Below are 22389 nucleotides of genomic sequence, written 5' to 3'. Positions count from 1 at the left end.
GAGTGCTCCCGGGGGCTCAACAGCCAATCAACGACCGATAAACAGGCTCCTCAGACAGTGAAGTACCCCTCGGCGATCAACGGCCTGAGTTGCTCGGCGTCGACCCGGTCGCCGCCCACGAGCTCGGCGATCACGTTGAGCAGCGGTCCGAGGGCGAGCTCGCCGTCGCAGACCCCGGCCAGCGCGGCCTCGACCGTGCCGACGTCGGTGCTGCGCATCAGCCCTCTGGTCTGCCGCAGCACGATGCGTGAGGGGTCCTCGGCGCCCGGCAGGCCGATGCGCTCGTCGAGCACGCCTTCGGCGACGCGCAGTCTGGCCGTGTCGAGGTCGTCGAGGCGGTGGGCCAGGGCGATGCCGTCGAGCACCTGGTCGACGTAGTCGCCGACGGGCAGCTGGACCTGATGGGTCATGCGCTCGACGCGGACGACCGGGTCGAGCGACTCGGCCTGGCGCATGCTGATCCAGCCGAAGCCGATCGCCTCGATCTTCTGCTCCTCGAACCAGCCCAGCCACCGGTCGTACAGCTCGGTGTAGGCCGGGGTGCCCTGCTCCGCGGCGTCCCTGAGCCACAGTTCCACGTATTCGGCGGGGTCCTGCACGTCGCGCTCGACCACCCAGCCGTCGCACCCGGTCTCGCCGAGCCAGCCGCCGACCCTGTCACGCCAGTCCTCGCCCTCGACGTGGGTCCAGTTGGCCAGGAAGTGCGCCTGGCCGCCGGGGTTGAGGTATCGGGGCGCCTGCCGTACGAGGTCGCGGCAGAAGGAGTCGCCGCCGGCCTCCCGGTAGGTGAAGCGTCTCGCGGGGGAGATCACGAACGGCGGGTTGGAGACGACCAGGTCGAACAGCTCCCCGTCGACCGGCTCGAACAGGGAGCCGACCCGGGTGTCGACGCCCGAGACGCCCGACAGCTCCCAGCTGAGTTTCGCCAGTTCGATCGCCCGCGGGTTGAGGTCGGTGGCGACGATGTCCGTGGCGCGCTCGGCCAGCGACAGCACCTGGACCCCGCATCCGGTGCCGAGGTCGAGGGCACGCTCGACGGGGCGGCGGCTGGCCAGCTGGGCCAGGTTGGCCGAGGCGCCTCCGGCGCCCACCACGTGGTCGGGGCGCAGGGGCGCGTCGCCCGGCCGTACCTTGCGGTCGGAGATGAGGTAGCCGTCGTCGCCCCACGGTTGCACGTGATAGCCCCTGAGCGGTGCCAGCTCAGCGGGCACGAGCTCGTCCGGCACCTCCACGCCCAGCCAGAAGTGCCTGATGAGCACGGCCAGCGGATCGAGCTCGCGGGTGGCCCGCAGGGCGGGTACGAGCTCCTCCCTGGACAGTGCGGTGGCGGCCACGTCGCCGAGGCGTTCGCGCACGCCGTCGATGGTGTAGCCGGACTTCAGGAGTAGATCCCGCATCATCAATCCCTCAACGCACAGTAATCAGACTGTTACCAAGTTACCCAAGCGTTCTGCAGGCAGTCGGCAAGTCGGCCACGATATCTGTTTATGCGTGCTGCTCCCCTGCTTCGCGTGTGAAGCCCGCTTCGGGCCGGATGAATACTTCCGGGCCTGTTCGGACTATCACCGCGGCCGCGACCTGGTGTCGTGGACCTGCCCGCGCTGCGGCAACCACGACGATGTTCGCGTGCTCCCGGGAGAGCTGGGGTTCGACGCCGACCGGCTGAGGGTGCCCGGGCTGCGGCGCAGGCGCCGCGACCTGAGGCTCGACATCTCGCTCGACTCCGGCTGCTGGCGTGTGCCTACGCGAGTTCGGCCGCCGGCATGGCCACCATCTCCATGATGTCCTCGACGATGCGCTCGGCACGCTCTTCCTCGCTGTCGTCGGTGGCCTCGCCCAGGCGGGGTGTGAGCACGACGTTCGGCAGCCGGGTGAGCGGGTGCCTGGGGTCGAGCCACTCGCCTTCGAAGTGGTCGAGCCCGGCGCCGCCGAGATGTCCCGAGCGCAGGGCGTCGACCAGCGCCGACAGGTCGTGCAGGGATCCGCGCGAGGTGTTGAGGTAGACCGCGCCCGGCTTCATCGCGGTGAGTTCGGTGTCGCCGATGAATCCCCAGGTCTCGCCGGTCACGGGCACGTGGAGCGAGACGACGTCCGCTTCGGCGAGGAGCTCGGGCAGCGTGTGGGTGGCCTCGGCGACGTAGGGGTCGCAGGCGATGACCCGCATGCCCAGCCCTTCGCAGCGCCACCGAACGGCCCTGCCGACCCGGCCGAGCCCGACGATCCCGAAGGTGCGCCCGGCCAGCCGGGTCCCCCGGTAGCGGCGGTTGGGCGGCACCTTGCCCCGGTAGAGCCTGCCCCGCCGTACCTCGCGGTCGGCGACGACGATGCGCCGGCTGACCGCGAACAGCAGGGCCAGGGTGAGTTCGGCGACGGCGTTGACGTCGTGGTCGGCGGCCAGCACCACGGGTACCCCTCGCTCGGCGGCGAGTTGCCGGTCGATGTTGACCGGAGCGCCAAGGCAGGCGACGACGTCGAGCGGGAGCGACAACACGCATCTGCCCACAACGTCGCCGTCGGTGATCAGGATCGTGGCGCCGGTCCCGATGACCAGGTCGGCGAGTTGCTCGTCGGTGAAGCCCAGGCTGGGCCGGTCGGCGGCCGGGACGACATCGGCATACTCACCGAGGCGTGCCAGAGCGCCCTGCGGTAGCGCGGTCAGAACCAGCGCACGAGGTCGTCCCACAAACGTGACAATAACACCACAGAGGGTGGCCGATCATCGCTGGCGCAGGCTCTGCCAGGCGGCCTCGCCGAGGCTCCTGATCTCCTCGTCGGTCGGCGTGTGCGCTCCGGCGAACCACAGGCGGCACATCTCCTGGGCGGGGCCGAGCCACAACACGTAGCACATGGTGGCGTGGATGGGCTGGAGCTCGCCGGTCTTCATGAACGGCTTCCACCAGTCGGAGACCTTGCGGAAGAACGCGCGGCGGGCCTCGGAGACCTCGGCGCCGCCAGGCTCGTGCTTGCGCGGCGGGCGCTCGCTGACCAGCAGCCGGGCCTGCTCGGGGTGCTCGCCCGCCCACTTCATGTGGAAGGCGGGGATGGCCTCGATGCCCGAGCGGGCGTTGTCGTGACTGACCAGCTCCGACAGGAACTCCTCCTGGTAGGAGGCGAGGATCTCGGAGTAGAGCACGCCGAAGACGTGTTCTTTGCTGGCGAAGTGGTGATAGAAGCTGCCGACGCTGACCCCGCTCTCCTCGCGCAGGCTGGCCAGCGTCGTGGCCGAGACCCCATCCTGGCTGAAGCGGCGCAGGGCGCCCTCGATGATCCGAGTGCGACCATCGCGTCCGTTCTTTGCAGTCTTCACAGCTCAATGGTGTACCAACAGAACCTTATTCTGCAAATAGAACGGCCGCATTGATCATAGCGACCACCTCCACCGATCCGGAAGAGACCTGCAACCGGGCCTCCGGCCAGGTCCTGCGGATCATACGGAGCACCCGGCGGTTCTCGCCGAGCACGTCCATGCCGACCGTCTGCGCCCCCCGCAGCCAGGCCCGCATCAGCACCGCGTCGATGAGCTTCGGGCCCAGGCCGAAGCCCTGCCACTGGTCGGCCACGACCACCCCGATCTCGATGTCCGCGCCGAGCGTGCCACCCGGGAAGGCCATCGCGTGGCCGACGATCTCCCCCTCCCTGACAGCGATCAACGCCTCCTTCATCAGGTGATGCACCAGGGTGGGCGACGGTCTGCCCAGTCCGGTAAAGAAGCGCATGACCTGGGTCTGCAGCGATAACCCCGTGAGGAACCGGGTGAACGCCGCCTCGTCCTCGGGGCGGATCGGGCGGATCTGGGTTCCGTTCATAGACCCAGACTCCTCCAGCAAGGCTGAGTCTGTCAACTGAACTCAGATATGATGTGGAGATGAACGTGGCCTTCCGCGTGGACAACTGCTCCATCGAGCGCACCCTGGAGATCGTCGGCGAGAAGTGGACCTTCCTGGTGCTGCGAGAGGCCTTCAGCGGCGTGCGCCGCTTCGCCGACATGCAGACCATGACCGGCGCGCCGCGCCAGGTGCTCAGCGCCAGACTGGCCCGCCTGGTCGACGAGGGCCTGCTGCGCAAGGTCCCCTACCGCGAGCCCGGCCAGCGCCAGCGCTATGAGTACCGCCTCACCGAGAAGGGCCGCGAGCTCTATCCCCTGCTGGTCGCGCTCATGCACTGGGGCGACAAGTACATGGCCGACCCGGAGGGACCGCCCGTCGTGCTCACCCACCGCGACTGCGGCGCCCCGATCCACCAGCACTTCCGGTGCTCACAAGGCCACGACCTGAGCGGCCCCCGCGAGGTCACGCCCGTGCCGGGGTCAGGGGCGAAGCTGCAGAGCGCGTAGCGCCCGGCGGAAGCCCAGCAACGACACCAGGCCCGCGCACGACAACAACACCGCCACCGCGCAGGTGCGCACGAGCAGGAAACCCTCCACCGGCTGGCTGAGCAGCAGCCAAAGGCTCAGCGAGGCATTGGCCAGCTGAACGCATCCCCACATCACCGAGTGGCGCCTGAAGAACCTGCGCATCGCCGGGTGCTCCTGCACCCCCTCGGGCATCGGCACCAGGTCGCACGCCACCCTCCTGGCCAGCGGACGACGGGTCGGCGCGGTGGCCAGGAAGACCAGGCTCACGCAGAACACCCCGGCCAGGGGCGGCAGGAAGTACAGGACCGCGCTGTCGGCCGCCAGCGAGAACGCCGTGCGCGCGGTGATCGCCACGACCGCCAGGATCACCATGCCGGGCAGCGCCGTACGCCTGGCCAGACGCCAGGCCGCGCACCCGTAGACCCACATCAACCCCGTGACCAGCCCACCGGCCAGACCCGCGAGGAAGAAGCCGGCCCAGAAGGCGATGACCGGCATGAACATCGACTCGATCGCCCGGGGAAGGGCATGCCGGAGCAGGGTGGGCAGCGAGGGCATGGTGAACGACGCCGCCACGGGCGGCGCTTCGAGCACTGACATGAGGGCTTGCTACTCCAGAGGGGGTCGGGAGGCTTTCGACCGTACGCGATCGCCGCAGCCCACGTCCCGCGTTCTGCCCGATGGTTCGACCGGTGCACCCGGTGCCTAACCTTGATGGCGTGTACCGGTTCCTGCTGACCCCCCGCTGGGTGATACTCCACATCGTGGTGCTGCTGGTCATCCCGGCCTTCGTCTTCCTCGGCAACTGGCAGTTCGGCCGGTTCGAGGAGCGATCTGCCAGCAGCGAGCTGATCACCGGCAACCTGGGGGCCGCGCCGGTGCCCTTCGAGCAGGTCGAGGTCGGCGAGGCGAACAAGTTCCGCACCGTCACGGCGACGGGCACCTTCGACGCCGCCCACGAGCTCGTCGTACGGCGGCGCTCCCAGAACGGCAGGCCGGGCTTCTACGTGGTGACACCCCTGGTCACGGCGGGCGGCCAGGCGGTGCTGGTCAACCGGGGCTGGGTCAAGGCCGCGGCGACCGCCGAGACCCCGCCCGACGTGCCCGTGCCGTCCGCTGGTCAGGTAACTGTCACCGGAAGGCTACGGCTCAGCGAGACCGAGGAGACCACCGGCATCAAGGACCGGGAGGGGCTGCCGCAGGGGCAGATCCTCCTGATCAACTCCGAGGCGCTGAGCAAGCGCCTGCCGTACGGGATCTCCGGCGGCTACGTCGAGCTGATCGCGCAGGACCCGCAGGCGCAGGCGGCGCCCGAGCCGGTGCCCGCGCCGGAGGTCGGCGCGGGTGGCGGGCTCAACTTCGCGTACGGCGTGCAGTGGTGGCTGTTCATCGGGGTCGCGATCGGCGGATGGCTGCTGCTGATCCGGCGCGAGGTCAACGATCGTAAGGCGGCTAGTGTGGCGTCGTGATCCGCCACCTTTCCTTCGCAAATCTTCGCAACTTTCGCGACGCCGGCGGATATGCCGCCTATGACGGTCGCACGATCAAGTGGCAGCGCCTCTACCGGGCCGACAACCTGGGCTTCCTGACGGGAGCCGACCTCGAGGCCTTCCACGCCTTGAAGATCCGCACCGTCATCGACCTGCGCCACGACTTCGAGGTCGACAAGAGCGGCAGGGCGCCGGAGACCGAGGGCCTGCGCTATCTCAACCTGCCGATCGAGGGGCGCCGCTGGAACGCCCACGAGAGATACGAGCCGGGTTCGAGCATCGCCCGCTTCTTCTCCGACCGCTACCTCGAATGCACCGAGGACCGCGCCGACAACATCCGCCTGGCGCTGGAGGCCATCGCCGACGACGGCCCCGTCGTGGTGCACTGCGCGGCGGGCAAGGACCGCACCGGCATCGTCACCGCTCTCGCGCTGAGTCTGGCCGGCGTCTCCGACGAGGACATCATCGCCGACTACGCGCTCACCGGCCTTGCCACCGAGCACTTCATCGCCGACCACCTGGCCCGCACGCCGTACGTGACCATGTGGCCGGGTTTCGGGCAGGCCCCCGCCGACGCGATGCGCTTCTTCCTGGCGGCGCTGGCGGAGCGGCACGGATCCGTTGCGGGCTATTGCACGGAAGTCGCCGGACTTTCCGCAGATGCTGTCGAAAAGCTGAGAATTTCCCTCACGGAGGGGTAGTTGGTCCGCCGACGGTCCGCCGCGAGCAGCATCCTCCTCATTCCGGCGGGCCTTCCGGACCGGGATCGCAGGCCCCTTTCCCCCTCCTGCGATCCCGGGTCCGCTTGTTCGACGCCTCAGGCACGTCGTACGGTTACCTGCGTGACTACGGCGCTCCTCCCCGACCCTGAGCAGAGGCGGCGCGACTATGTGATCATTTCTGCAGACGATCACCTGATCGAGCCCCCGGATCTGTTCGAGGGCAGGCTGCCCGCCAAGTACGCGGACGCCGCGCCGAAGGTCGTCGAGACCGAAGCCGGTCACCAGGTCTGGCGCTACGGCGGAGCCACCTATCCCGCGGCCGCGATCGACGTCGGCTCGGGGCTTCCACGCGAGCAGTGGAACCTCGAACCCATCCGCTTCGAGCACATGCGCCCCGGCTGCTACGACATCGAGGCCCGCGTCTCCGACATGGACCTGGCCGGCATCTGGGCGGCCCTGTGCTTTCCCGGCATGCTCGCCGGCCAGTCGGGCATGCCCTTCGCCAAGACCCGTGACCAGGAGCTGGGCCTGGCCCTGGTCAAGGCGTGGAACGACTGGCACATCGACGTCTGGGCCGGCACCTATCCCGAACGCATGATCGGCCTGCAGCTGCCGTGGCTGCCCGACCCCGAGATCGCCGCCAAGGAGATCAAGGACAACTCCGCCCGCGGCTTCAAGGCCGTGGTCTTCCCCGAGTTCCCCACCCGGCTGCGCCTGCCCTCGATCCACAGCGGCCACTGGGACCCGTTCTTCGCCGCCTGCGAAGAGACCGGCACCGTCGTCTGCCTGCACACCGGCGCCTCGTCGTGGTCACCCGTGCCCTCGCCCGACACCCCCATCGAGGCGATCACCACGCTCATGCCGGCCAGCGCGATGTTCGCCTGCGCCGACTGGTTGTGGTCCGGCATCCCGCTGCGCTTCCCCAACCTTCGCATCCTCATCGTCGAGGGCGGCGTCGGCTGGGTGCCGATGCTGGCCGAGCGCGCCGACTACGCCCTCGACCACCCGGTGGCCGGCGAGGCCTCCTGGGAGGGCGGGCTCAAGCCCAGCGAGGTGCTGCGGCGCAACTTCTTCTTCGGCACGCTCGACGACCACGCGCTGTCGGGCGTACGGCTGGCCGTCGGGCTCGACCACGTGCTCCAGGAGAGCGGTTACCCGCACTCCGACTCGACGTGGCCCGACACGCAGAAGGCAGTCGCCCGCAACCTCGGGCAACTGCCCCCTGTCGACCTGGCCAGAGTGGCCTACGGCAACGCCGCCCGCCTCTTCGGCCATCCTCTGCCCTCGCGCGCCTGGCTCAGGAACGAGACGATCTGAGCTGCTCTTTCTCCCATTCGACGAACTCGCCGCCCTGACCGAGCAGCGTGCTCATCATCCACATGAACATCCCGAAGTCGTCGACGACGCCGAAGGCCAGTAACGCCGCCTCCGGCACCAGGTCGATGGGCGAGACCAGGTAGACCACGCCGACCGCCAGCATGGCCAGCCTGCGCTTGCCCAGTCCGGGATAACGGCCGCTCGTGGCCGCTTTCAGCATGCGCGGAATCGCGCGTAACCGGGCACCCAATCCTGGTGTGCCCGGTCGTGTCACGTCGCGGTAGGCCTTGTACGCCCGTAATGCCTTCGCCATGTCGTGAGCACCTCCCTCACGACATAACGCAATGCCCCAGGAGCCGGGTTCCCTAACGCATCGCGGGATGCTCGAAGGGTTTGGCCTGCTCCACCTGGGAGGCGACGCGGACAAGAAGGTCCTCGCGGCCCATCGCGGCCACCAGTTGCACGCCCACGGGCAGGCCCGCACGCGTCGTGTGCAGCGGCAGCGAGATCGACGGCTGCCCGGTCGCGTTGAAGATCGAGGTGAAGCTCACCGCCATCGCCGTACGCCCGAAGGAGGTGCTCAGGTCGTCGCGCGGGATCCACCCCAGCTCGAAGGGGGCGATGCCGAGCGAAGGAGCAAGCAGCAGGTCGAAGTCGTCCCACCACACCGCCATGCGCCGGCGGAACCCGTCGATCCACTGGGTGGCCAGCACCTGGTCGACCGCGCTGTGACGGCGCCCCGCCTCGGCCATGGCGCGGTTGCGCGGCTCCAGCTCGGCCAGGTCGACAGGCTTACCGCGCCAGCGCCCGACGCTCTCCACCTCCGCCGCCACGTTGTTGGAGACGATGTCGCCGAAGATCAGCCGGAAGTCCTGATCGGCCAGCGCATCGGGATGCGCCTGCGCCACCTCGTGGCCCAGGCTCTCCAGCAGCGCCGCCGCGCCGGTCACGGCGGTGACCAGCTCCGGCTCCTCCGGCACGTCGCCGCGCGGGTGCACGGCCACGAACCCGATCCGCAGCCTGCCGGGATCGGCCCCGACCTCCTGCACCAGCGGGCGCGGCAACGCCGGCGCGGCGTACGGATCACCGGGCTCGTAACCGGAGACCAGGTCGAGCCCGGCAGCCGTGTCGCGCACGGTCCTGGTGACGAAGCCCGAGACGGAGAAGCCGCCCCAGCCCTCCCCGCCTCCGGGCCCGAAGCTGCAGCGCCCCCTCGTGGGCTTGAGCCCCACCAGGCCGCACATGCTCGCCGGGATGCGGATGGAGCCGCCGCCGTCGCTGGCCGTCGCGATCGCCACCATGCCCGCCGCCACCGCCGCGGCCGATCCCCCGCTGGAGCCGCCCGCGGAGTAGGCCGTGTCGTACGGGTTGCGCGTCGGGCCGAACGCGGACGGCTCGGTGGTGATCGTGGTGCCGAACTCGGGCGTGTTGGTGCGGCCCAGGATCACGAAACCCGCCTCACGGAGCCTGGTCACCCCGTAGCCGTCGGCCGGGATGCCGACGCCGTCGAGGGTGCGGGAGCCCGCGTTGTACGGCTCGCCCCGCTGCGGCCAGCCCAGGTCCTTCAGAAGGATGGGCACCCCGCGGAAGGGAGTGCCCTCGGGCGCCGCGTCGGCTTCCCGCAGCGCCCGCTCGAACCTCTGGTGGATGACGGCGTTGATCTCGCCGTCGTGCTGCTCGATCTTCGCGATCGCCGCCTCGGCCAACTCCCGCGGCGACACCTGGCCCTGCCGTACGGCCCTGGCCTGGGCCGTGGCGTCCTGGCGCAGCAACTCCTCCACACGTGCCTCCTTGCGCGTTAGGGAGCCAGGTCGCGTACGGCCTGGGCGATCGGGACCTCGCCGCCGGGGATCAGCGCGAGAACCGGGGTGTTCAATCCTTGATCCACATATTTCTGGATTCGAGCCTTGCACGTCTGGGCGTCTCCGTGCACCACCAGTTCGTCCACGACCTCGTCGGGCAGCGCCTTGAGCGCCCCCTGACGGTCTCCGGCCGCCCACGCGTCGAACATCGGCTTGAGGATCTCGCCGCGGCCCAGCCAGCGGTGGAACTCGGCGTAGACCGGCACGTTGAGGTAGGTCGTGAGCATCCAGCGCGCCATCTCGCGCACCTTCTCGGTGTCCTCGCTGACGCACACGAACAGGCGGGCGATCAGCTCGGTGTCGGGAGCGATCTCCTCCCTGACCTTGGGCACGTCCTCGGGCGAGAGCCAGTTGGTGATCGCCCCGTCGGCCTCCTCGGCCGCCAGGTGCAGCATGCGCGGGCGCAGCGCGGCCAGCACGATCTTCGGCGGGGTCTTCGGCGCGCGCTCCAGCTTGAAGCCCTTGACGGCGAAGGTCTCGTAGGTCTCGGAGACCTTCTCGCCCCGCAGTGCCTTCTTCAGGAAGCGCAGGGTGTCGCGGGTGCGGGCGTACGGCTTGACGAACTCGCCGGCGTTCCACTGCTCCACGATGGCCGGGCTGGAGGCGCCGATGCCCAGCACGAAGCGGCCGGGAGCCAGGTCGGCGAGCGTGGCGGCCGACATGGCCAGCAGACCGGGCCCCCGCGTCGAGACCGGCACGATGGCGCTGCCCAGTCGCAGCTCCGGCGCCCATTCCGCGGCCAGCGCCAGCGGGGTGAAGCCGTCGACGCCGTTGACCTCGGCCGACCAGGCGTCGGTGTAGCCGAGAGCGGGCAGCTCGGCGATCAACTCCTTGGACCCCGCCAGCGAGCGATCGTAGAAGGGAATCGTCATACCCCAGGCCATCGTTGCCCGACCTCCTTCGGTGGATGCCAGCACCATACCAATCGGTATGTAGGTTTGCGCCATGGCGGCCGCGGGATCGCCCGAGCCGTGCGTGTCCGTCGAGGAGGACTGCGCGTACTGCTCGCCGGTGGCTGTGCCCACCAGAGGCTCCGGAGGCCCTCAGGGCTCCGATCAGGGCGCTGGAGGCCCGAACGGCACCTTCGGAGGGTTCCTGGGATCTCCGGCGCCCACTCCGGCGACTCCGGCCACCACAGCGCCCCCCAGAGCGCCACCCAGGTGCGCAGGCCCCCGGCGAGTCTCCATGGCCACCGTCGCCGTCCTGGGCAGCGGCCGCACCTCGACGCCTCGGGCCGCACCGCCTCCACCCCCGAGTACGGGTGCTCCATCGCCTGGATGATCAGAATCACCGCCGCGTACGCGAGCCCGGTAAGCCACCGTGACCACCGAGGGAAATCGGCCTATTCGCGTAGCTCGTGAATCGCCGCGAGGAAGTCTCTGGTGATCCCCCTCAGTCCCGGCAGATGGGACAAGCCCACTAGCCGGTCGACCATCGCGACCGAGACGTCGATGAGCCGGTGGGTGCGCTCGCAACCGGGCGAGTTGTCGTGGACCCAGAACAGTACGATCCCCATCGACATCAGCCAGAGCAGTTCGGGCAGCTCCGCGCGCAGGTCGGGGTCCATGCGGCCCTTGGAGCCCTCCACCACCCGCCGGTAGATGGAGATCGCCGCCTCGCGCACGGGCGACGACTCCCTGCTGAACGGGCTGAGAGGGTTGTCGGGCTCGGCCGCGTGCTTGAAGAACTTCACCGCGAAGGCGTGGTAGGGCTCCGACACCTGCACCCAGGCCTTCAGCACCCCGCTCAGCCGGGCCGCGAAGGCCGTCTCGGTCGCCAGCAGCTCGCGGCAGGCCTCTTCGTGCGCCGCCTGGGCGCGGTCGTAGTACGCCTGGATGAGAGCTTCCTTGGAGGCGAAGTAGTAGTAGGCGTTGCCCACGGAGACTCCGGCCTCCGCGGCGATCGCCCGCATCGTGGTCGCCTCGTAACCACGCTCCCTGAACAGGCGCAACGCCGTCTCGACGATAACCTCACGGCTGTTCCCTCGGGGTTGGGACACGCCATTCAGCCTACCCAAGGTCATCAGATCGGCATCACCCGGCAAAGATCCACATCCGGGAGGGATGAGCGGGATTCATCAGTGGCATTGATCATTCTGGCGGAAGGGCTTGTCCGCGAGAAGGCATTAATATGTGGATACGACTCTTTGGAGTCGCGACGCTTGGCATTGTGATTTCCATCAATGCGATGGCCAGCGCCGCTTCGGCAACAACCACCTCATCGGTGAAGGATCCGGTACGGCATGCACCATCGCCCATTGTTCGCACCTACGAATTCGACGGCGTGCTGCAAACGGCACGCTGGTACACGGAGTCGGCGCCCAGGGCCGCGACGCCCACCGATCGCCTGCGCCCCGCCCGTCCGACGCGCGTGTCCCACCGCCGCGCCGTCGACGCCCTGACCACGGCCGGGCTGCGCTGGAAGTCCTCGGGACACTGCATCGACCGGCGGGTGCATGTGTGCACCTCGCTGGAGGACGTGCGGTCGGAGACCATTCACGACGTGATCGCGCTCAAGCGCGTCAGCGGGTGCCCCATCATGGTGACGGGGGGAACCGAGGCGGGACACGCGCCTGGCTTTTTCAGCCACGCCCGGGGATACAAGCTGGACATTCTCCACAACGCCTGCATTGATCGCTATATCACAAAGAACTATCCGAAGAGCGGAATGCGACCCGACGGGTCGACTCTCTATCGCGCCCCCGGCGGAACCGTTTTCGCGGATGAGTTTGACCATTGGGACATTCTCTTCAAATAACCGAAAACCCGGCGCCCCCATCGGGGTGCCGGGTTTCGTGGAGCTGGCCTCAGAGCTCCGAGGCCACCAGTTCGGCGATCTCGGCGGCGTTGAGCGCCGCGCCCTTGCGCAGGTTGTCACCGCACACGAACAAGTCGAGCGTGTTCGGGAAGTCGACCGCCTGGCGGATGCGACCGATGTAGGTCGGGTCGGTGCCCACCACGTCGATCGGCGTCGGCCAGACGCCGTTCTGCGGGTCGTCGACCAGCACCACGGTCGGCGCGGCCTCCAGGATGCGGTGGGCGTCGGCCACGGTGATCTCGCGCTCGAAGCGGGCGTGAACCGCCAGGGAGTGCGTGGTCACGACCGGCACCCGCACACAGGTCGCCGAGACCTTCAGATCGGGGATGCCCAGGATCTTGCGCGACTCGTTGCGCAGCTTGAGCTCCTCGGAGGCCCAGCCGCCCTCCTTGTAGGAGCCCGCCCACGGGATCACGTTGAACGCGATCGGCGCGGGGAACGGCGAGTCGTCGGAGAGCTTGTTCGCCAGCGCCTTGCGCACGTCGCCGACCGTGGAGCCCACGGTGCGGTCGCCCGCCAGCGCCTCGATCTCGTCGTAGAGCCGGGCGGGACCGGCCACCCCGGCGCCGGAGACGGCCTGGTAGGAGGCGACGACGAGCTCCTTGAGGGTGAACTCGGCGTGCAGCGCCCCGATGCCGGCCATCATCGACAGGGTGGTGCAGTTGGGTGTGGAGATGATGTTGCGCGGGCGGTTGAACGCGTCGCGCGGGTTCACCTCGGGCACGACCAGCGGCACGTCGGGGTCCATGCGGAAGGTGCCCGACTTGTCGATGACGATCGGGCCGCGGGAGGCGGCGATCGGCACCCACTCGGCCGACACCTCGTCGGGGACGTCGAAGATGGCGATGTCGACGCCGTCGAAGACCTCGGGGGTCAGGGCCTGGACGACCACGTCCTCGCCGCGCACCTGGAGCAGCTTGCCGGCGCTACGGGCCGAGGCGACGAGACGGATCTCGCCCCAGATGTCGTCGCGCGTCGAGACGAGCTCGCGCATCACGGTGCCGACGGCACCGGTCGCACCTACGAGAGCGAGGGTGGGCTTGCGGCTCATCTTCCAGTACCTCCGTACACCACTGCTTCAACCTGGTCCGCGTCGAGGTCGAAGGCCTTGTGGGCCGCCTGCACGGCGGTGTCCACGTCGCCCTGACCCACGATGACCGAGATGCGGATCTCCGAGGTGGAGATCATCTCGATGTTGACCCCCGCGTTGGCGAGAGCCGCGAAGAACGTCGCCGTGACGCCCGGGTGCGAGCGCATGCCCGCGCCGATCAGCGAGATCTTGCCGATCTGGTCGTCGTACTGCAGCGACTCGAAGCCGACCTGCTGCTGAATCTTCTTCAGCACGGACAGCGCGGTCTGGCTGTCCGTGGCGGGAAGCGTGAAGGAGATGTCGGTGCGGCCCGTGGCTGCGGCCGAGACGTTCTGCACGATCATGTCGATGTTGACTTCGGCGTCAGCCAGCGTTTTGAAGATCGTGGCAGCCTCGCCGACCTTGTCGGGCACGCCGACAACGGTGATTTTGGCCTCGCTCCTGTCGTGCGCGACGCCGGAGATGATCGGCTGCTCCATCTCGGTTCCTTCGCTGTAAGGGTTGGACACGACCCAGGTGCCCTCCTTCGCGGAGAAGGAGGAGCGGACATGAATCGGCAGGTTGAAACGACGGGCGTACTCGACGCACCGCAGGTGGAGGATCTTGGAACCGCTCGCCGCGAGCTCGAGCATCTCCTCGTAGGAGATCTTGTCGACCTTCTGGGCCAGCGGCACGACGCGGGGGTCGGCGGTGAAGATGCCGTCGACGTCGGTGTAGATCTCGCAGACGTCGGCGCTGAGCGCGGCGGCGAGAGCCACGGCCGTGGTGTCGGAGCCACCGCGGCCGAGGGTGGTGATGTCCTTGGTGTCCTGCGAGACACCCTGGAAGCCGGCCACGATCGCGATCTGGCCCTCGGCCAGGGCCTCCTGGATACGGCTCGGCGTCACATCGATGATGCGCGCCTTGCCGTGCGTGGACGTGGTGATGACACCGGCCTGCGAGCCGGTGAAGGAGCGCGCCTCACTGCCCAGGTTGGCGATGGCCATCGCCAGCAGCGCCATGGAGATGCGCTCGCCGGCGGTCAGCAGCATGTCGAGCTCGCGGCCCGGGGGCAGCGGCGAGACCTGCTCGGCCAGGTCGAGGAGTTCGTCCGTCGTGTCGCCCATCGCGGAGACGATCACGACGACGTCGTTGCCGGCTTTTTTCGTCGCGACGATCCGCTGCGCGACCCGCTTGATGCAGGACGCGTCGGCGACGGACGAACCACCGTACTTTTGCACAACGAGCGCCACGAGAGTCTCCCGGTTTGGACTGTGAGGGGCCAGTCTACCGGGGACGTCTGATGAGCCCGCTGGTCGCGACCACTATGTGGACAAGGCCTCTTCCGCCACGTCAAGCCGGGTGTGGGCGGCCAGCGCCTGCAGCGCTCGCATGGCCGCGCCCGCGTGGTTGCCCCACGTGTTGAAGTAGGAGTACTGCCACCACCACAGGGCCTCGTGCGGCCGTCCGGCGCGGAAGTGGCGCAGCCCGTGGATCAGGTCGGCGGCCACCGCCGTCAGGTCGTCGGACAGGCGGTACGGCGTGACGCTCGTGTCCTTGTACGGGTCGAACACCTCGGCGTAGTCGTCGACCGCGCCCAGGCGCTCGGTCAGGGCGGTGCGCACCCCGTCGAGGTCGGGGTCCTCGCCGATCGCCGGCTCGTGGTTGCCCGACAGGATGACGTCCTTGCTGGCGCCCAGTTTCGCACCGGCCAGGCTGACCTGCGCGACCTCGACCAGCAGCAGCGACCAGATGGCGTCGCCGCCCTCGCCGCAGGCCACCCGGGTCAGGCCGTCGACGAAGTCCTGTGCGTGTCCCGCGGTCTCCTCTGCGAGAGCGCTCCAATGGTCAGACATCCAGCAGCCTCCGTCCTTCGAACGCTCGACCCAGCGTGACCTCGTCAGCGTATTCGAGGTCGCCGCCCACCGGCAGTCCACTGGCCAACCGTGTCACTTTGATGCCCATAGGTTTGATGAGACGGGCCAGGTAGGTGGCCGTCGCTTCGCCTTCCAGGTTGGGGTCCGTCGCAATGATCAGCTCGGTTACCCTTCCGTCGGCCAGACGAACCATGAGCTCGCGAATGCGCAGGTCATCGGGGCCGACGCCGTCGATCGGGCTGATCGCGCCGCCCAGCACGTGGTAGGTGCCGCGGAACTCGCGCGTCTTCTCGATCGCGACGACGTCCTTGGGCTCCTCCACGACGCAGATCACGTGCGTGTCGCGCCGCTGGTCGCGGCAGATGCGGCACTCCTCCTCGGAGGCGACGTTGCCGCAGATCCGGCAGAAGCGGACCTTCTCCTTGACCTCCAGCAGCGCGTGCGCCAGCCGCTTGACGTCAGCGGGATCGGCCGCCAGCAGGTGGAACGCGATGCGTTGCGCGCTCTTGGGACCGACGCCCGGCAGCATGCCGAGCTCGTCGATCAGGTTCTGGACGACCCCCTCGTACATCGTCTAGAACCCCGGCAGCTGTCCGCCGAGGCCGCCGCCCAGACCTTGGGCGAGCGGACCGAGCTTCTCCTGCTGCAGGTCGGCGGCGGCGCGAACGGCGTCGCGGATGGCGGCGATGACGAGATCGGAGATCGTGTCGGCGGTCTCCTGAGGGTCCGAGGCGTCGACGACACTCGGATCGATCTTCAGCTCGAGCAGCTCGCCGGAGCCGTTGACCACGGCCTTCACCAGCCCGCCACCCGAAGAGCCCTCGATCTGCGCGTCGTTGAGCTCCTGCTGGGCGTTCACGAGCTGCTGCTGCATGACCGCGGCCTGTTCCAGCAGCTGCTGCAGGTTGACATCCCCTGGGTTCACCGGTGTGCGCTCCTCGTGGCTGGTGATAGCTCCAACTGCCACGAGCCTACGGTGTTTGGACGCCGCCATGCACTGCGGCATCGATGTGTCTGAAAGCGGGCTTGTTGTTTGGCCGGGTCCCGGCCCCCCTCCAGCGTCCGGAACCCGGCCAAAGCGTCGGCCGGAGCGGCCGCACCATGCCGACGCGCCCACAGCAGAACGTAGCCAGGTCAACGTTGCGCACACGTTGCACTCAATCAATCACCCCCCGCAATCCCCGAATCGGTTGCGCGCGCGTGCCGTACGAGTGATGCTCGTCTTGCGGTGGTGACTACTTGGAGTGGCCGATGGGTAACGCCGAGCTGGACAGGTACTCACGTCGGCTGCGCGAGGCACGCGAAGCCGGGCAGTGGTCCTCCGGCGCACGCAAGGAGATCTGCGAGTCATGGGGCCGCTCCTTCAGCGCCGGCATCGACGTCGACATCACCGCCGCACCTCTCGTCTACGACCACGGAGCGATCCGCGACATCCGCCGCGAGCACCCGCTCGACCCGTTGACGCCTATGATCATCAACACGCTCAAGCGCATGGCCGACGAGAGCGCCCACATCCTCATCGTCACCGACGCCGACGGCCGGATCCTGTGGCGCGAGGGCCACTCGGCCACCAAACGCGCCGCCGACCGCGTCGGCCTCAGCGACGGCCACATCTGGGCCGAGGGCTCCGTCGGCACCAACGGCATCGGCACCGCGCTCGCCACCCGCAGACCGGTCCACGTCTACTCGGAAGAGCACATCATGCGCGCCCTGCACGTCTGGTCGTGCAGCGGGGCGCCCATCATCGACCCCGACACCGACGAGGTGCTCGGCTGCATCGACGTCAGCGGCACCAGCGAAACGCTCCACCCGGCCACCGTCGCCCTCGTCGAAACCGTCGGCAGGCTCGCCGAGAGCCAGCTCGCCGTACGCATGCACGAGCGCGACCACCGCCTGCGCGCCCACCACGACGCCCTGCGGCACCGCACAGGAATCCTGATCACCGCGACCGGCCGCGTCATCGCCGGCGACTCCACCGGCAGCCTCGGCCCGCGCATCCCCGTCACCGACCCGTCCGGCTTCACCACGCTCCCCGACGGCCGCATCGGCATGCTGGAGCCCTTCCACGGCGGCTTCCTCCTGCACACCTCCGCCGCCGAGGGCGAACGCCAGCCCGTGCGCCTCAACCTCCTCGGCGACGGCACGCCCAGCGTCTACCTCGGCGACCGCAACCTGGCCCTCTCGCTGCGACACGCCGAGATCCTCGCCCTGCTCGCACTCCACCCCCACGGGCTGACCGCCGAGCAGCTGTCGTTCCACCTGTACGGCGACGACGGCAACCCCGTCACCATCCGCGCCGAGATCCACCGGCTGCGCGCCCAGCTCGGCAGCACCATCGCCGCCAAGCCGTACCGCCTGACCACCAGCGTGCAGGCCGACTTCCTCACCGTCAGGCAACTGCTCGCCGAGAGCGACCACGCCGGCGCCGCCAAGGTGTACGGCGGGCCGCTGCTGCCGCGCTCGGAGTCACCGACGCTGCGGCGGGAGCGGGACGAGCTGGAGGTGCAGGTGCGGACGTGCATGCTTCGGTACGGCACGCCAGACGATTTGTGGGCCTACGCGCAGACGGCGAACGGGCGGGGCGACTACGAGGTGCTGGAGCAGCTCGTCACGGTGCTTCCGCCGGGAGACCCCCGCGCCCTGGCGGCCCACCTACGGCTCAGCGTGGGCGACTGAACCGCTGGGCGGCTGGAACCCCAGGGCCCTCACGCCTGCTCAGGTGTGGTCGATCTCCCCGATCACCTGAGCTCCGAGCTCGCGCTGCAGCAGCGCCATGCCCCCCGTCGCGTCGACATCGGCGTCGGCGTCGTTGAGCGGATCCACGTCATCGGACTCCGGCCCCTTGCCGGGAACCGCGTCGGGCCAGCCCGCGCTGCCACCGTGCCTGGGCGCCGGAGCTCGCGGTCCCGCCTGCGCGGCCGCCTGAGCCGCCGCCTTGGCCGCCGACCGCGCGGCGGACAGGCCCGTGGGCGAAGGGGACGGGGGCGCGGGGATCGGGTCGTCGGGCGCGTCGGGCCAGGACTCGTCCGTCGTCTGAACCGCCCGCCCGGCACCACCGCCCGCTACCTGCCCGCCACCACCGGCCGCCCCCTGGCCGCCACTGGCCGGTTGGCTCCCGCCGGGCGCCTGAGCTGCGCCGGGTGCCTGACCTGGGCCACCGGCCTGACGTGCACCGGGTGTCTGACCCGGGCCACCGATCTGTCCTCCACCGGCTGCCTGACCTGGGCCATCGAACTGGCCTCCACCGAGAGTCTGACCGTCGCCGACCGCGTGGCCAGCACTGAGCACCTGGCCCGCACCGGCCGCGTGGCCCGCACTGAGCGCCTGGCCTGCACCGGGGGTCTGGCCCGCACCGGGGGTCTGGCCTGCACCGGGGGTCTGGCCTGCACCGCCACCTGCTCCATGCGCCCCCGCGCCGCCCGCCTGGCCGGCTGCTCCCCCAGCGCTTCCCATCGCCTGCGACGAGGAGCCACCGTGCCCGCCGCCTGCCGTACCGGAGTCACCAGAGCTCGCGGCACCCCCCTGAGCGCCGCTCCCACCGAGAGCACCGGCCGCGTCCTGACTAGGACCTGCAGCACCCGGACCATCCTGGCCAGGACCCGCATGCCCGCCGTGCGAGCCGCCGCCGCCCTGTCCCGTGCCTCCGGACTCGCCCCCGCCAGGCCCCTGACCACCGCCGGGCGCCCGACCACCGCCACGTCCAGGCGAAGGCGACCCGCCCACAACCGCCTCGACCCGCCAGTCACCACCCACGACCTTGCCGATCGCGTCGGCCACGGCGGCATCACGCTTGCCGGTCAGGAAGCCCTTCATGTCGCCTGGCTTGTCGAAGCCAAGGGTGACGAGGTTGCCCTCGACGCCCATGAGCGTGGCCTGGTTGCTCACGATCATCCACGCGACGCGCTGCTCGACCTTCATCCGGTCGAGGATGGCCGGCCACTGCTGGTAGACGACCGAACTCCCGCCTCCACCCGTGGACGGCGCGGGAGCCGGAGCCGCGGCATGCGCGACAGGAGCACCGGGCTTGGCCGCCTCCGGCCAATCGCCCCCGCCCTGGGCAGCCGCCGAACTCGTCCCGCCTGCCGTACCGCCACCGACCGCCGGAGCGGCGGCTTGCGAAGTAGAGGCCTGCACAGGCGCAGCGGCGGCCTGCGGACCACCCTGCGGAGCACCGGCCACCTGCGGAGCACCGCCCGCCTGCGGAGCACCGGCACCCTGCGGAGCGGCCGCAGCCGGCGAGGCCGCGACGGCAGACGGGGCGGCGGACGGTGCAGCGGCGACAGGAGCAGGCGTGGCAGTCTGCGGTGCGGCGGCGGCCTGCGGCGCGCGCGCGGCCATCTGCGCGACGACCCCGCCCCGCTCCAGCCGCTCCAACCGCGCCAGCAGCGAGGCCTCCCCCTGCCCGGCCCCCGGCAGCAGCACCCGGGCGCACATCAGCTCGAGCAACAACCGCGGCGAGGTGGCCCCCCGCATCTCGGTCAGGCCCGCGTTGAACAACTCCGCCGCCCGGGTGAGCTCGGCTGGCCCCATCGCGGCGGCCTGCTGCACCAGCCTCTCCAGCTCGTCCCCTGGCCGATCGAGCAGACCGCTGCCGGCCGCCTCGGGCACGTTCGCCAAGATCACCAGGTCGCGGAAGCGCTCCAGCAGGTCGGTGGCGAACCGGCGCGGATCGTGCCCGCCGTCGATGACCCGGTTGACCGCCTGGAAAACCGCCGACCCGTCACGCGCGGCGAACGCGTTGACGATCTCATCGAGCAGATCCCCATCGGTGTACCCCAGCAACGAGACCGCGCGAGCGTAGGTGATGCCCGCGTCGTCGGCCCCGGCCAGCAGCTGGTCCAGGATCGACAGCGAGTCACGCGCCGACCCGGCACCGGCCCGCACGACCAGCGGCAGCGCGGTCGGCTCGAAGGGCACGTTCTCGGAGAGGAGGATCTCCTCCAGGAGCGCCCGCAGCGTCGCGGGCGGCATCAACCGGAAGGGATAGTGGTGGGTGCGCGACTTGATCGTGCCGATGACCTTTTCCGGCTCGGTCGTCGCGAAGATGAACTTCAGGTGCGGCGGCGGTTCTTCGACGAGCTTGAGCAGCGCGTTGAAACCCTCGCGGGTCACCATGTGCGCCTCGTCGATGATGTAGATCTTGAAGCGCGCCGACACCGGCGCGAAGAAGGCCCGCTCCCTCAGGTCACGGGCGTCGTCGACACCACCGTGCGAGGCGGCGTCGATCTCGATGACGTCGAGGTGTCCCGGCCCCGTGGCGGCCAGCGCGACACAGGACTCGCACTCACCGCAGGGCTCCGGAGTCGGCCCCTTCTCGCAGTTGAGACTTCTCGCCAGAATTCGGGCACTCGAGGTCTTGCCGCACCCCCGCGGGCCGGAGAACAGGTAAGCGTGGTTGATACGTCCCGTCCGCAGTGCCTGCCGCAGCGGATCTGTGACGTGCTCCTGTCCCTTGACCTCGGCGAACGTCCCGGGCCGGTATTTGCGGTAAAGCGCAAGGCTCATGCGACCATCCCGCCTGCGAGGGGCTCAACGAAGAGACCCCCCGCACACCCGCCAGAGCCCGCTTATCCTTGCTGCCTTCCGGCCCTGGGGAGGTTCACAGGATGACGCCGCGCGAGGGGTCCTTGGACAGTCTAGCCCCGTACGGCAGTGCTCGCTCCCGCGAAATCGTGGTCTCTTCAACGTTCCGAGTCCGGTAAGCTCGTCGACGGAGGATTCGCCTAGTGGCCGAGGGCGCACGCTTGGAAAGCGTGTATAGGGCAACCTATCAGGGGTTCAAATCCCCTATCCTCCGCCAGCTCAGAGGGCTCATGCCAGATCAACGGCATGAGCCCTCTCGCTTTTGCGCCCTCGAAGCGGCGGGTGCGCGGGCTCGAAGCTGTGATCCACTGATCCCCATGGAAGCCATCATCGCTGGAGTGATCGCGATCGTGGGGACCCTCTTAGGGTCCCTCGTGACGTACATCTTTCAGAGGCGGTCCACTGCACGCGCCGAGGAGTTCACGATCTCCGCGCGGCTCAGGGAAGAACGTATGGGCGTCTACAGCGGATTCGCCGGCACCATCCTTGAGCTCAGATCCGCCCAGTACAACCGGGCGATACGTGGCTTCGACGGCAAGGACAGCGCGGAATACGCCGAAGCCAGGTCCACGTCCCAGAGAATCCGCGTGGTCGCCTGGCAGGCGCTCTACCGGGTCCGCCTCGTCGCCGACGCTCCTGAAGTCACGGAACTCGCCGAGAGCGCCATGGCTCGCGTAGCGGACATGCACGACAGTAAGGACATGCGAACGCTGGTTGCGTGCGGGGACGATGTCCGTACGGCTGTCGAGGCATTCGTCGCCGCGGCCAAGTCCGAGGTCGCCTGGGAGAACCGGCTGACCAAGCCGAGAACCGCCGAGCTGCCAGAGCGCGGTGGGCAGTCGTAGGGAGCTCCTAGCGAGCCGACTCGATGGCGGACACGAACTGCTCCGCCCGCTCCGCGTCCATTCCCTTCTCGACGCGCACCAGGAAGACCGCCGCTTTCCGGCGCCCTTCGTCGAGGAATCGCCCCACAGGCTCCGCGAGGTCCTCCGGCCAGCGGGCAGGGAAGTCCGACCCCACGAAGCCGTCTCGCAAAGCGCTGGCGGTCTGCCACGCCTCGAACCGGCTGACCTGGCCGGCCTTGCGAATCAGGATGACCGCTTGGTCGAACTCTCCCGCCTCGATGAGATCGTGCGCTTCCGCCTGGATCTCGACCGGCATGAACAGCGGGATCTCCACGCGGACCGTCACCCGGTTACGCCGCCGCCACATCATGACGGCCAACACGCTGGCGAGGAGCAGAATCGCCACCAGGATCACGGCTTGTCCAGACATGGCGGCATGGTAGGTGACTTAAG

At 69.3% G+C, this 22389-nt stretch carries 22 protein-coding genes, 1 tRNA gene, 1 other RNA gene and 1 pseudogene; 8 read left to right on the top strand and 17 right to left on the bottom strand.

Annotation, left to right across the window (positions count from 1 at the left end):
* Positions 1 to 50: 50 nt before the first annotated feature.
* From HNR30_RS16200 to HNR30_RS16185, 4 genes are all read right to left on the bottom strand, one after another.
* A complete protein-coding gene (locus HNR30_RS16200; RefSeq protein WP_246378606.1) occupies positions 51 to 1397 on the bottom strand; it encodes a DUF7059 domain-containing protein in 1347 nt (448 codons plus the stop codon).
* Between the two features lie 344 nt (positions 1398 to 1741).
* Entirely contained in the window at positions 1742 to 2683 is a 942-nt protein-coding gene (locus HNR30_RS16195) for an NAD(P)-dependent oxidoreductase (protein ID WP_181610668.1), read from the bottom strand.
* Positions 2684 to 2716: 33 nt separating this feature from the next.
* The gene (locus tag HNR30_RS16190; RefSeq protein WP_181610667.1) at positions 2717 to 3307 is read right to left on the bottom strand and encodes a TetR/AcrR family transcriptional regulator; all 591 of its coding nucleotides are present in this window, start codon (positions 3305 to 3307) and stop codon (positions 2717 to 2719) included.
* A 25-nt stretch (positions 3308 to 3332) separates the two neighbouring features.
* Complete coding sequence (locus tag HNR30_RS16185; RefSeq protein ID WP_181610666.1) at positions 3333 to 3806, bottom strand: GNAT family N-acetyltransferase; 474 nt, start codon at positions 3804 to 3806, stop codon at positions 3333 to 3335.
* Positions 3807 to 3865: 59 nt separating this feature from the next.
* Here HNR30_RS16185 and HNR30_RS16180 point away from each other — a divergent pair, with 59 nt between their 5' ends.
* Positions 3866 to 4333: a winged helix-turn-helix transcriptional regulator gene (locus HNR30_RS16180; RefSeq protein WP_181610665.1), complete on the top strand. Its 468-nt coding sequence runs from the start codon at positions 3866 to 3868 to the stop codon at positions 4331 to 4333.
* On the opposite strand, the gene HNR30_RS16175 is transcribed toward HNR30_RS16180, so the two are convergent.
* Entirely contained in the window at positions 4307 to 4954 is a 648-nt protein-coding gene (locus HNR30_RS16175; RefSeq protein WP_181610664.1) for a VC0807 family protein, read from the bottom strand. The genes HNR30_RS16180 and HNR30_RS16175 overlap by 27 nt on opposite strands.
* Positions 4955 to 5073: 119 nt before the next feature.
* Between HNR30_RS16175 and HNR30_RS16170 the strand changes: the two genes are divergently transcribed.
* The 3 genes from HNR30_RS16170 (at position 5074) to HNR30_RS16160 (ending at position 7883) form a co-directional block, all read left to right on the top strand.
* Entirely contained in the window at positions 5074 to 5823 is a 750-nt protein-coding gene (locus HNR30_RS16170) for an SURF1 family cytochrome oxidase biogenesis protein (protein ID WP_181610663.1), read from the top strand.
* The gene (locus tag HNR30_RS16165) at positions 5820 to 6545 is read left to right on the top strand and encodes a tyrosine-protein phosphatase (protein ID WP_181610662.1); all 726 of its coding nucleotides are present in this window, start codon (positions 5820 to 5822) and stop codon (positions 6543 to 6545) included. Before HNR30_RS16170 ends, HNR30_RS16165 begins: the two co-directional genes overlap by 4 nt.
* A gap of 141 nt (positions 6546 to 6686) precedes the next feature.
* Positions 6687 to 7883, top strand: a complete 1197-nt coding sequence (locus HNR30_RS16160; protein ID WP_181610661.1) for an amidohydrolase family protein — start codon at positions 6687 to 6689, stop codon at positions 7881 to 7883.
* Here HNR30_RS16160 and HNR30_RS16155 read toward each other — a convergent pair.
* The 4 genes from HNR30_RS16155 to HNR30_RS16140 all read right to left on the bottom strand — a co-directional run bounded on the left by HNR30_RS16155 (position 7864) and on the right by HNR30_RS16140 (position 11744).
* Positions 7864 to 8196 carry a YkvA family protein gene (locus HNR30_RS16155; RefSeq protein WP_181610660.1) on the bottom strand — a complete coding sequence of 111 codons (333 nt, stop codon included), beginning with the start codon at positions 8194 to 8196 and terminating at the stop codon, positions 7864 to 7866. The two genes, HNR30_RS16160 and HNR30_RS16155, sit on opposite strands and share 20 nt — an antisense overlap.
* A 52-nt stretch (positions 8197 to 8248) precedes the next feature.
* Entirely contained in the window at positions 8249 to 9664 is a 1416-nt protein-coding gene (locus HNR30_RS16150) for an amidase (protein WP_181610659.1), read from the bottom strand.
* A 17-nt stretch (positions 9665 to 9681) separates the two neighbouring features.
* A complete protein-coding gene (locus tag HNR30_RS16145) occupies positions 9682 to 10617 on the bottom strand; it encodes an LLM class F420-dependent oxidoreductase (RefSeq protein ID WP_246378604.1) in 936 nt (311 codons plus the stop codon).
* Between the two features lie 470 nt (positions 10618 to 11087).
* On the bottom strand, positions 11088 to 11744 hold the full coding sequence (locus HNR30_RS16140) for a TetR family transcriptional regulator (protein ID WP_312894441.1): 657 nt from the start codon (positions 11742 to 11744) through the stop codon (positions 11088 to 11090).
* A 170-nt stretch (positions 11745 to 11914) separates the two neighbouring features.
* Here HNR30_RS16140 and HNR30_RS16135 point away from each other — a divergent pair, with 170 nt between their 5' ends.
* Positions 11915 to 12502 carry a hypothetical protein gene (locus HNR30_RS16135; protein WP_181610656.1) on the top strand — a complete coding sequence of 196 codons (588 nt, stop codon included), beginning with the start codon at positions 11915 to 11917 and terminating at the stop codon, positions 12500 to 12502.
* A 49-nt stretch (positions 12503 to 12551) separates the two neighbouring features.
* On the opposite strand, the gene HNR30_RS16130 is transcribed toward HNR30_RS16135, so the two are convergent.
* The 5 genes from HNR30_RS16130 to HNR30_RS16110 form a co-directional block, all read right to left on the bottom strand.
* A complete protein-coding gene (locus HNR30_RS16130; RefSeq protein ID WP_181610655.1) occupies positions 12552 to 13613 on the bottom strand; it encodes an aspartate-semialdehyde dehydrogenase in 1062 nt (353 codons plus the stop codon).
* Positions 13610 to 14884, bottom strand: coding sequence for an aspartate kinase (locus tag HNR30_RS16125; RefSeq protein ID WP_181610654.1), 1275 nt, complete (start codon positions 14882 to 14884; stop codon positions 13610 to 13612). The genes HNR30_RS16130 and HNR30_RS16125 overlap by 4 nt, the downstream gene beginning before the upstream one ends.
* A gap of 72 nt (positions 14885 to 14956) precedes the next feature.
* On the bottom strand, positions 14957 to 15487 hold the full coding sequence (locus tag HNR30_RS16120) for a DUF5063 domain-containing protein (RefSeq protein WP_181610653.1): 531 nt from the start codon (positions 15485 to 15487) through the stop codon (positions 14957 to 14959).
* Positions 15480 to 16079, bottom strand: coding sequence for a recombination mediator RecR (gene recR / locus HNR30_RS16115; protein WP_181610652.1), 600 nt, complete (start codon positions 16077 to 16079; stop codon positions 15480 to 15482). Before recR ends, HNR30_RS16120 begins: the two co-directional genes overlap by 8 nt.
* Before the next feature lie 3 nt (positions 16080 to 16082).
* Entirely contained in the window at positions 16083 to 16433 is a 351-nt protein-coding gene (locus HNR30_RS16110; protein WP_181611120.1) for a YbaB/EbfC family nucleoid-associated protein, read from the bottom strand.
* 326 nt (positions 16434 to 16759) lie between these two features.
* On the opposite strand from HNR30_RS16110, the gene HNR30_RS16105 reads away from it, so the two are divergent.
* Positions 16760 to 18184, top strand: coding sequence for a GAF domain-containing protein (locus HNR30_RS16105; protein ID WP_181610651.1), 1425 nt, complete (start codon positions 16760 to 16762; stop codon positions 18182 to 18184).
* 1020 nt (positions 18185 to 19204) lie between these two features.
* On the opposite strand, the pseudogene HNR30_RS16100 reads toward HNR30_RS16105, so the two are convergent.
* Both HNR30_RS16100 and ffs read right to left on the bottom strand, forming a co-directional pair.
* A pseudogene (locus HNR30_RS16100) lies at positions 19205 to 21013 on the bottom strand (DNA polymerase III subunit gamma and tau); the annotation flags it as partial.
* Between the two features lie 28 nt (positions 21014 to 21041).
* An RNA gene (gene ffs / locus HNR30_RS16095) (signal recognition particle sRNA small type) lies at positions 21042 to 21137 on the bottom strand.
* 83 nt (positions 21138 to 21220) lie between these two features.
* Between ffs and HNR30_RS16090 the strand changes: the two genes are divergently transcribed.
* Positions 21221 to 21308: transfer RNA gene (locus HNR30_RS16090), tRNA-Ser, on the top strand.
* 100 nt (positions 21309 to 21408) lie between these two features.
* Positions 21409 to 21936, top strand: coding sequence for a plasmid transfer protein KilB (gene kilB / locus HNR30_RS16085; RefSeq protein ID WP_181610650.1), 528 nt, complete (start codon positions 21409 to 21411; stop codon positions 21934 to 21936).
* 7 nt (positions 21937 to 21943) lie between these two features.
* On the opposite strand, the gene HNR30_RS16080 is transcribed toward kilB, so the two are convergent.
* Entirely contained in the window at positions 21944 to 22351 is a 408-nt protein-coding gene (locus HNR30_RS16080; protein ID WP_181610649.1) for a hypothetical protein, read from the bottom strand.
* Positions 22352 to 22389: the final 38 nt, after the last annotated feature.

This window comes from Nonomuraea soli, assembly GCF_013761175.1.
Lineage (GTDB): Bacteria > Actinomycetota > Actinomycetes > Streptosporangiales > Streptosporangiaceae > Nonomuraea > Nonomuraea soli.
The sequence above is the reverse complement of the archived record's forward strand: the minus strand, read 5'-3'. Positions and strand labels throughout refer to the sequence as shown.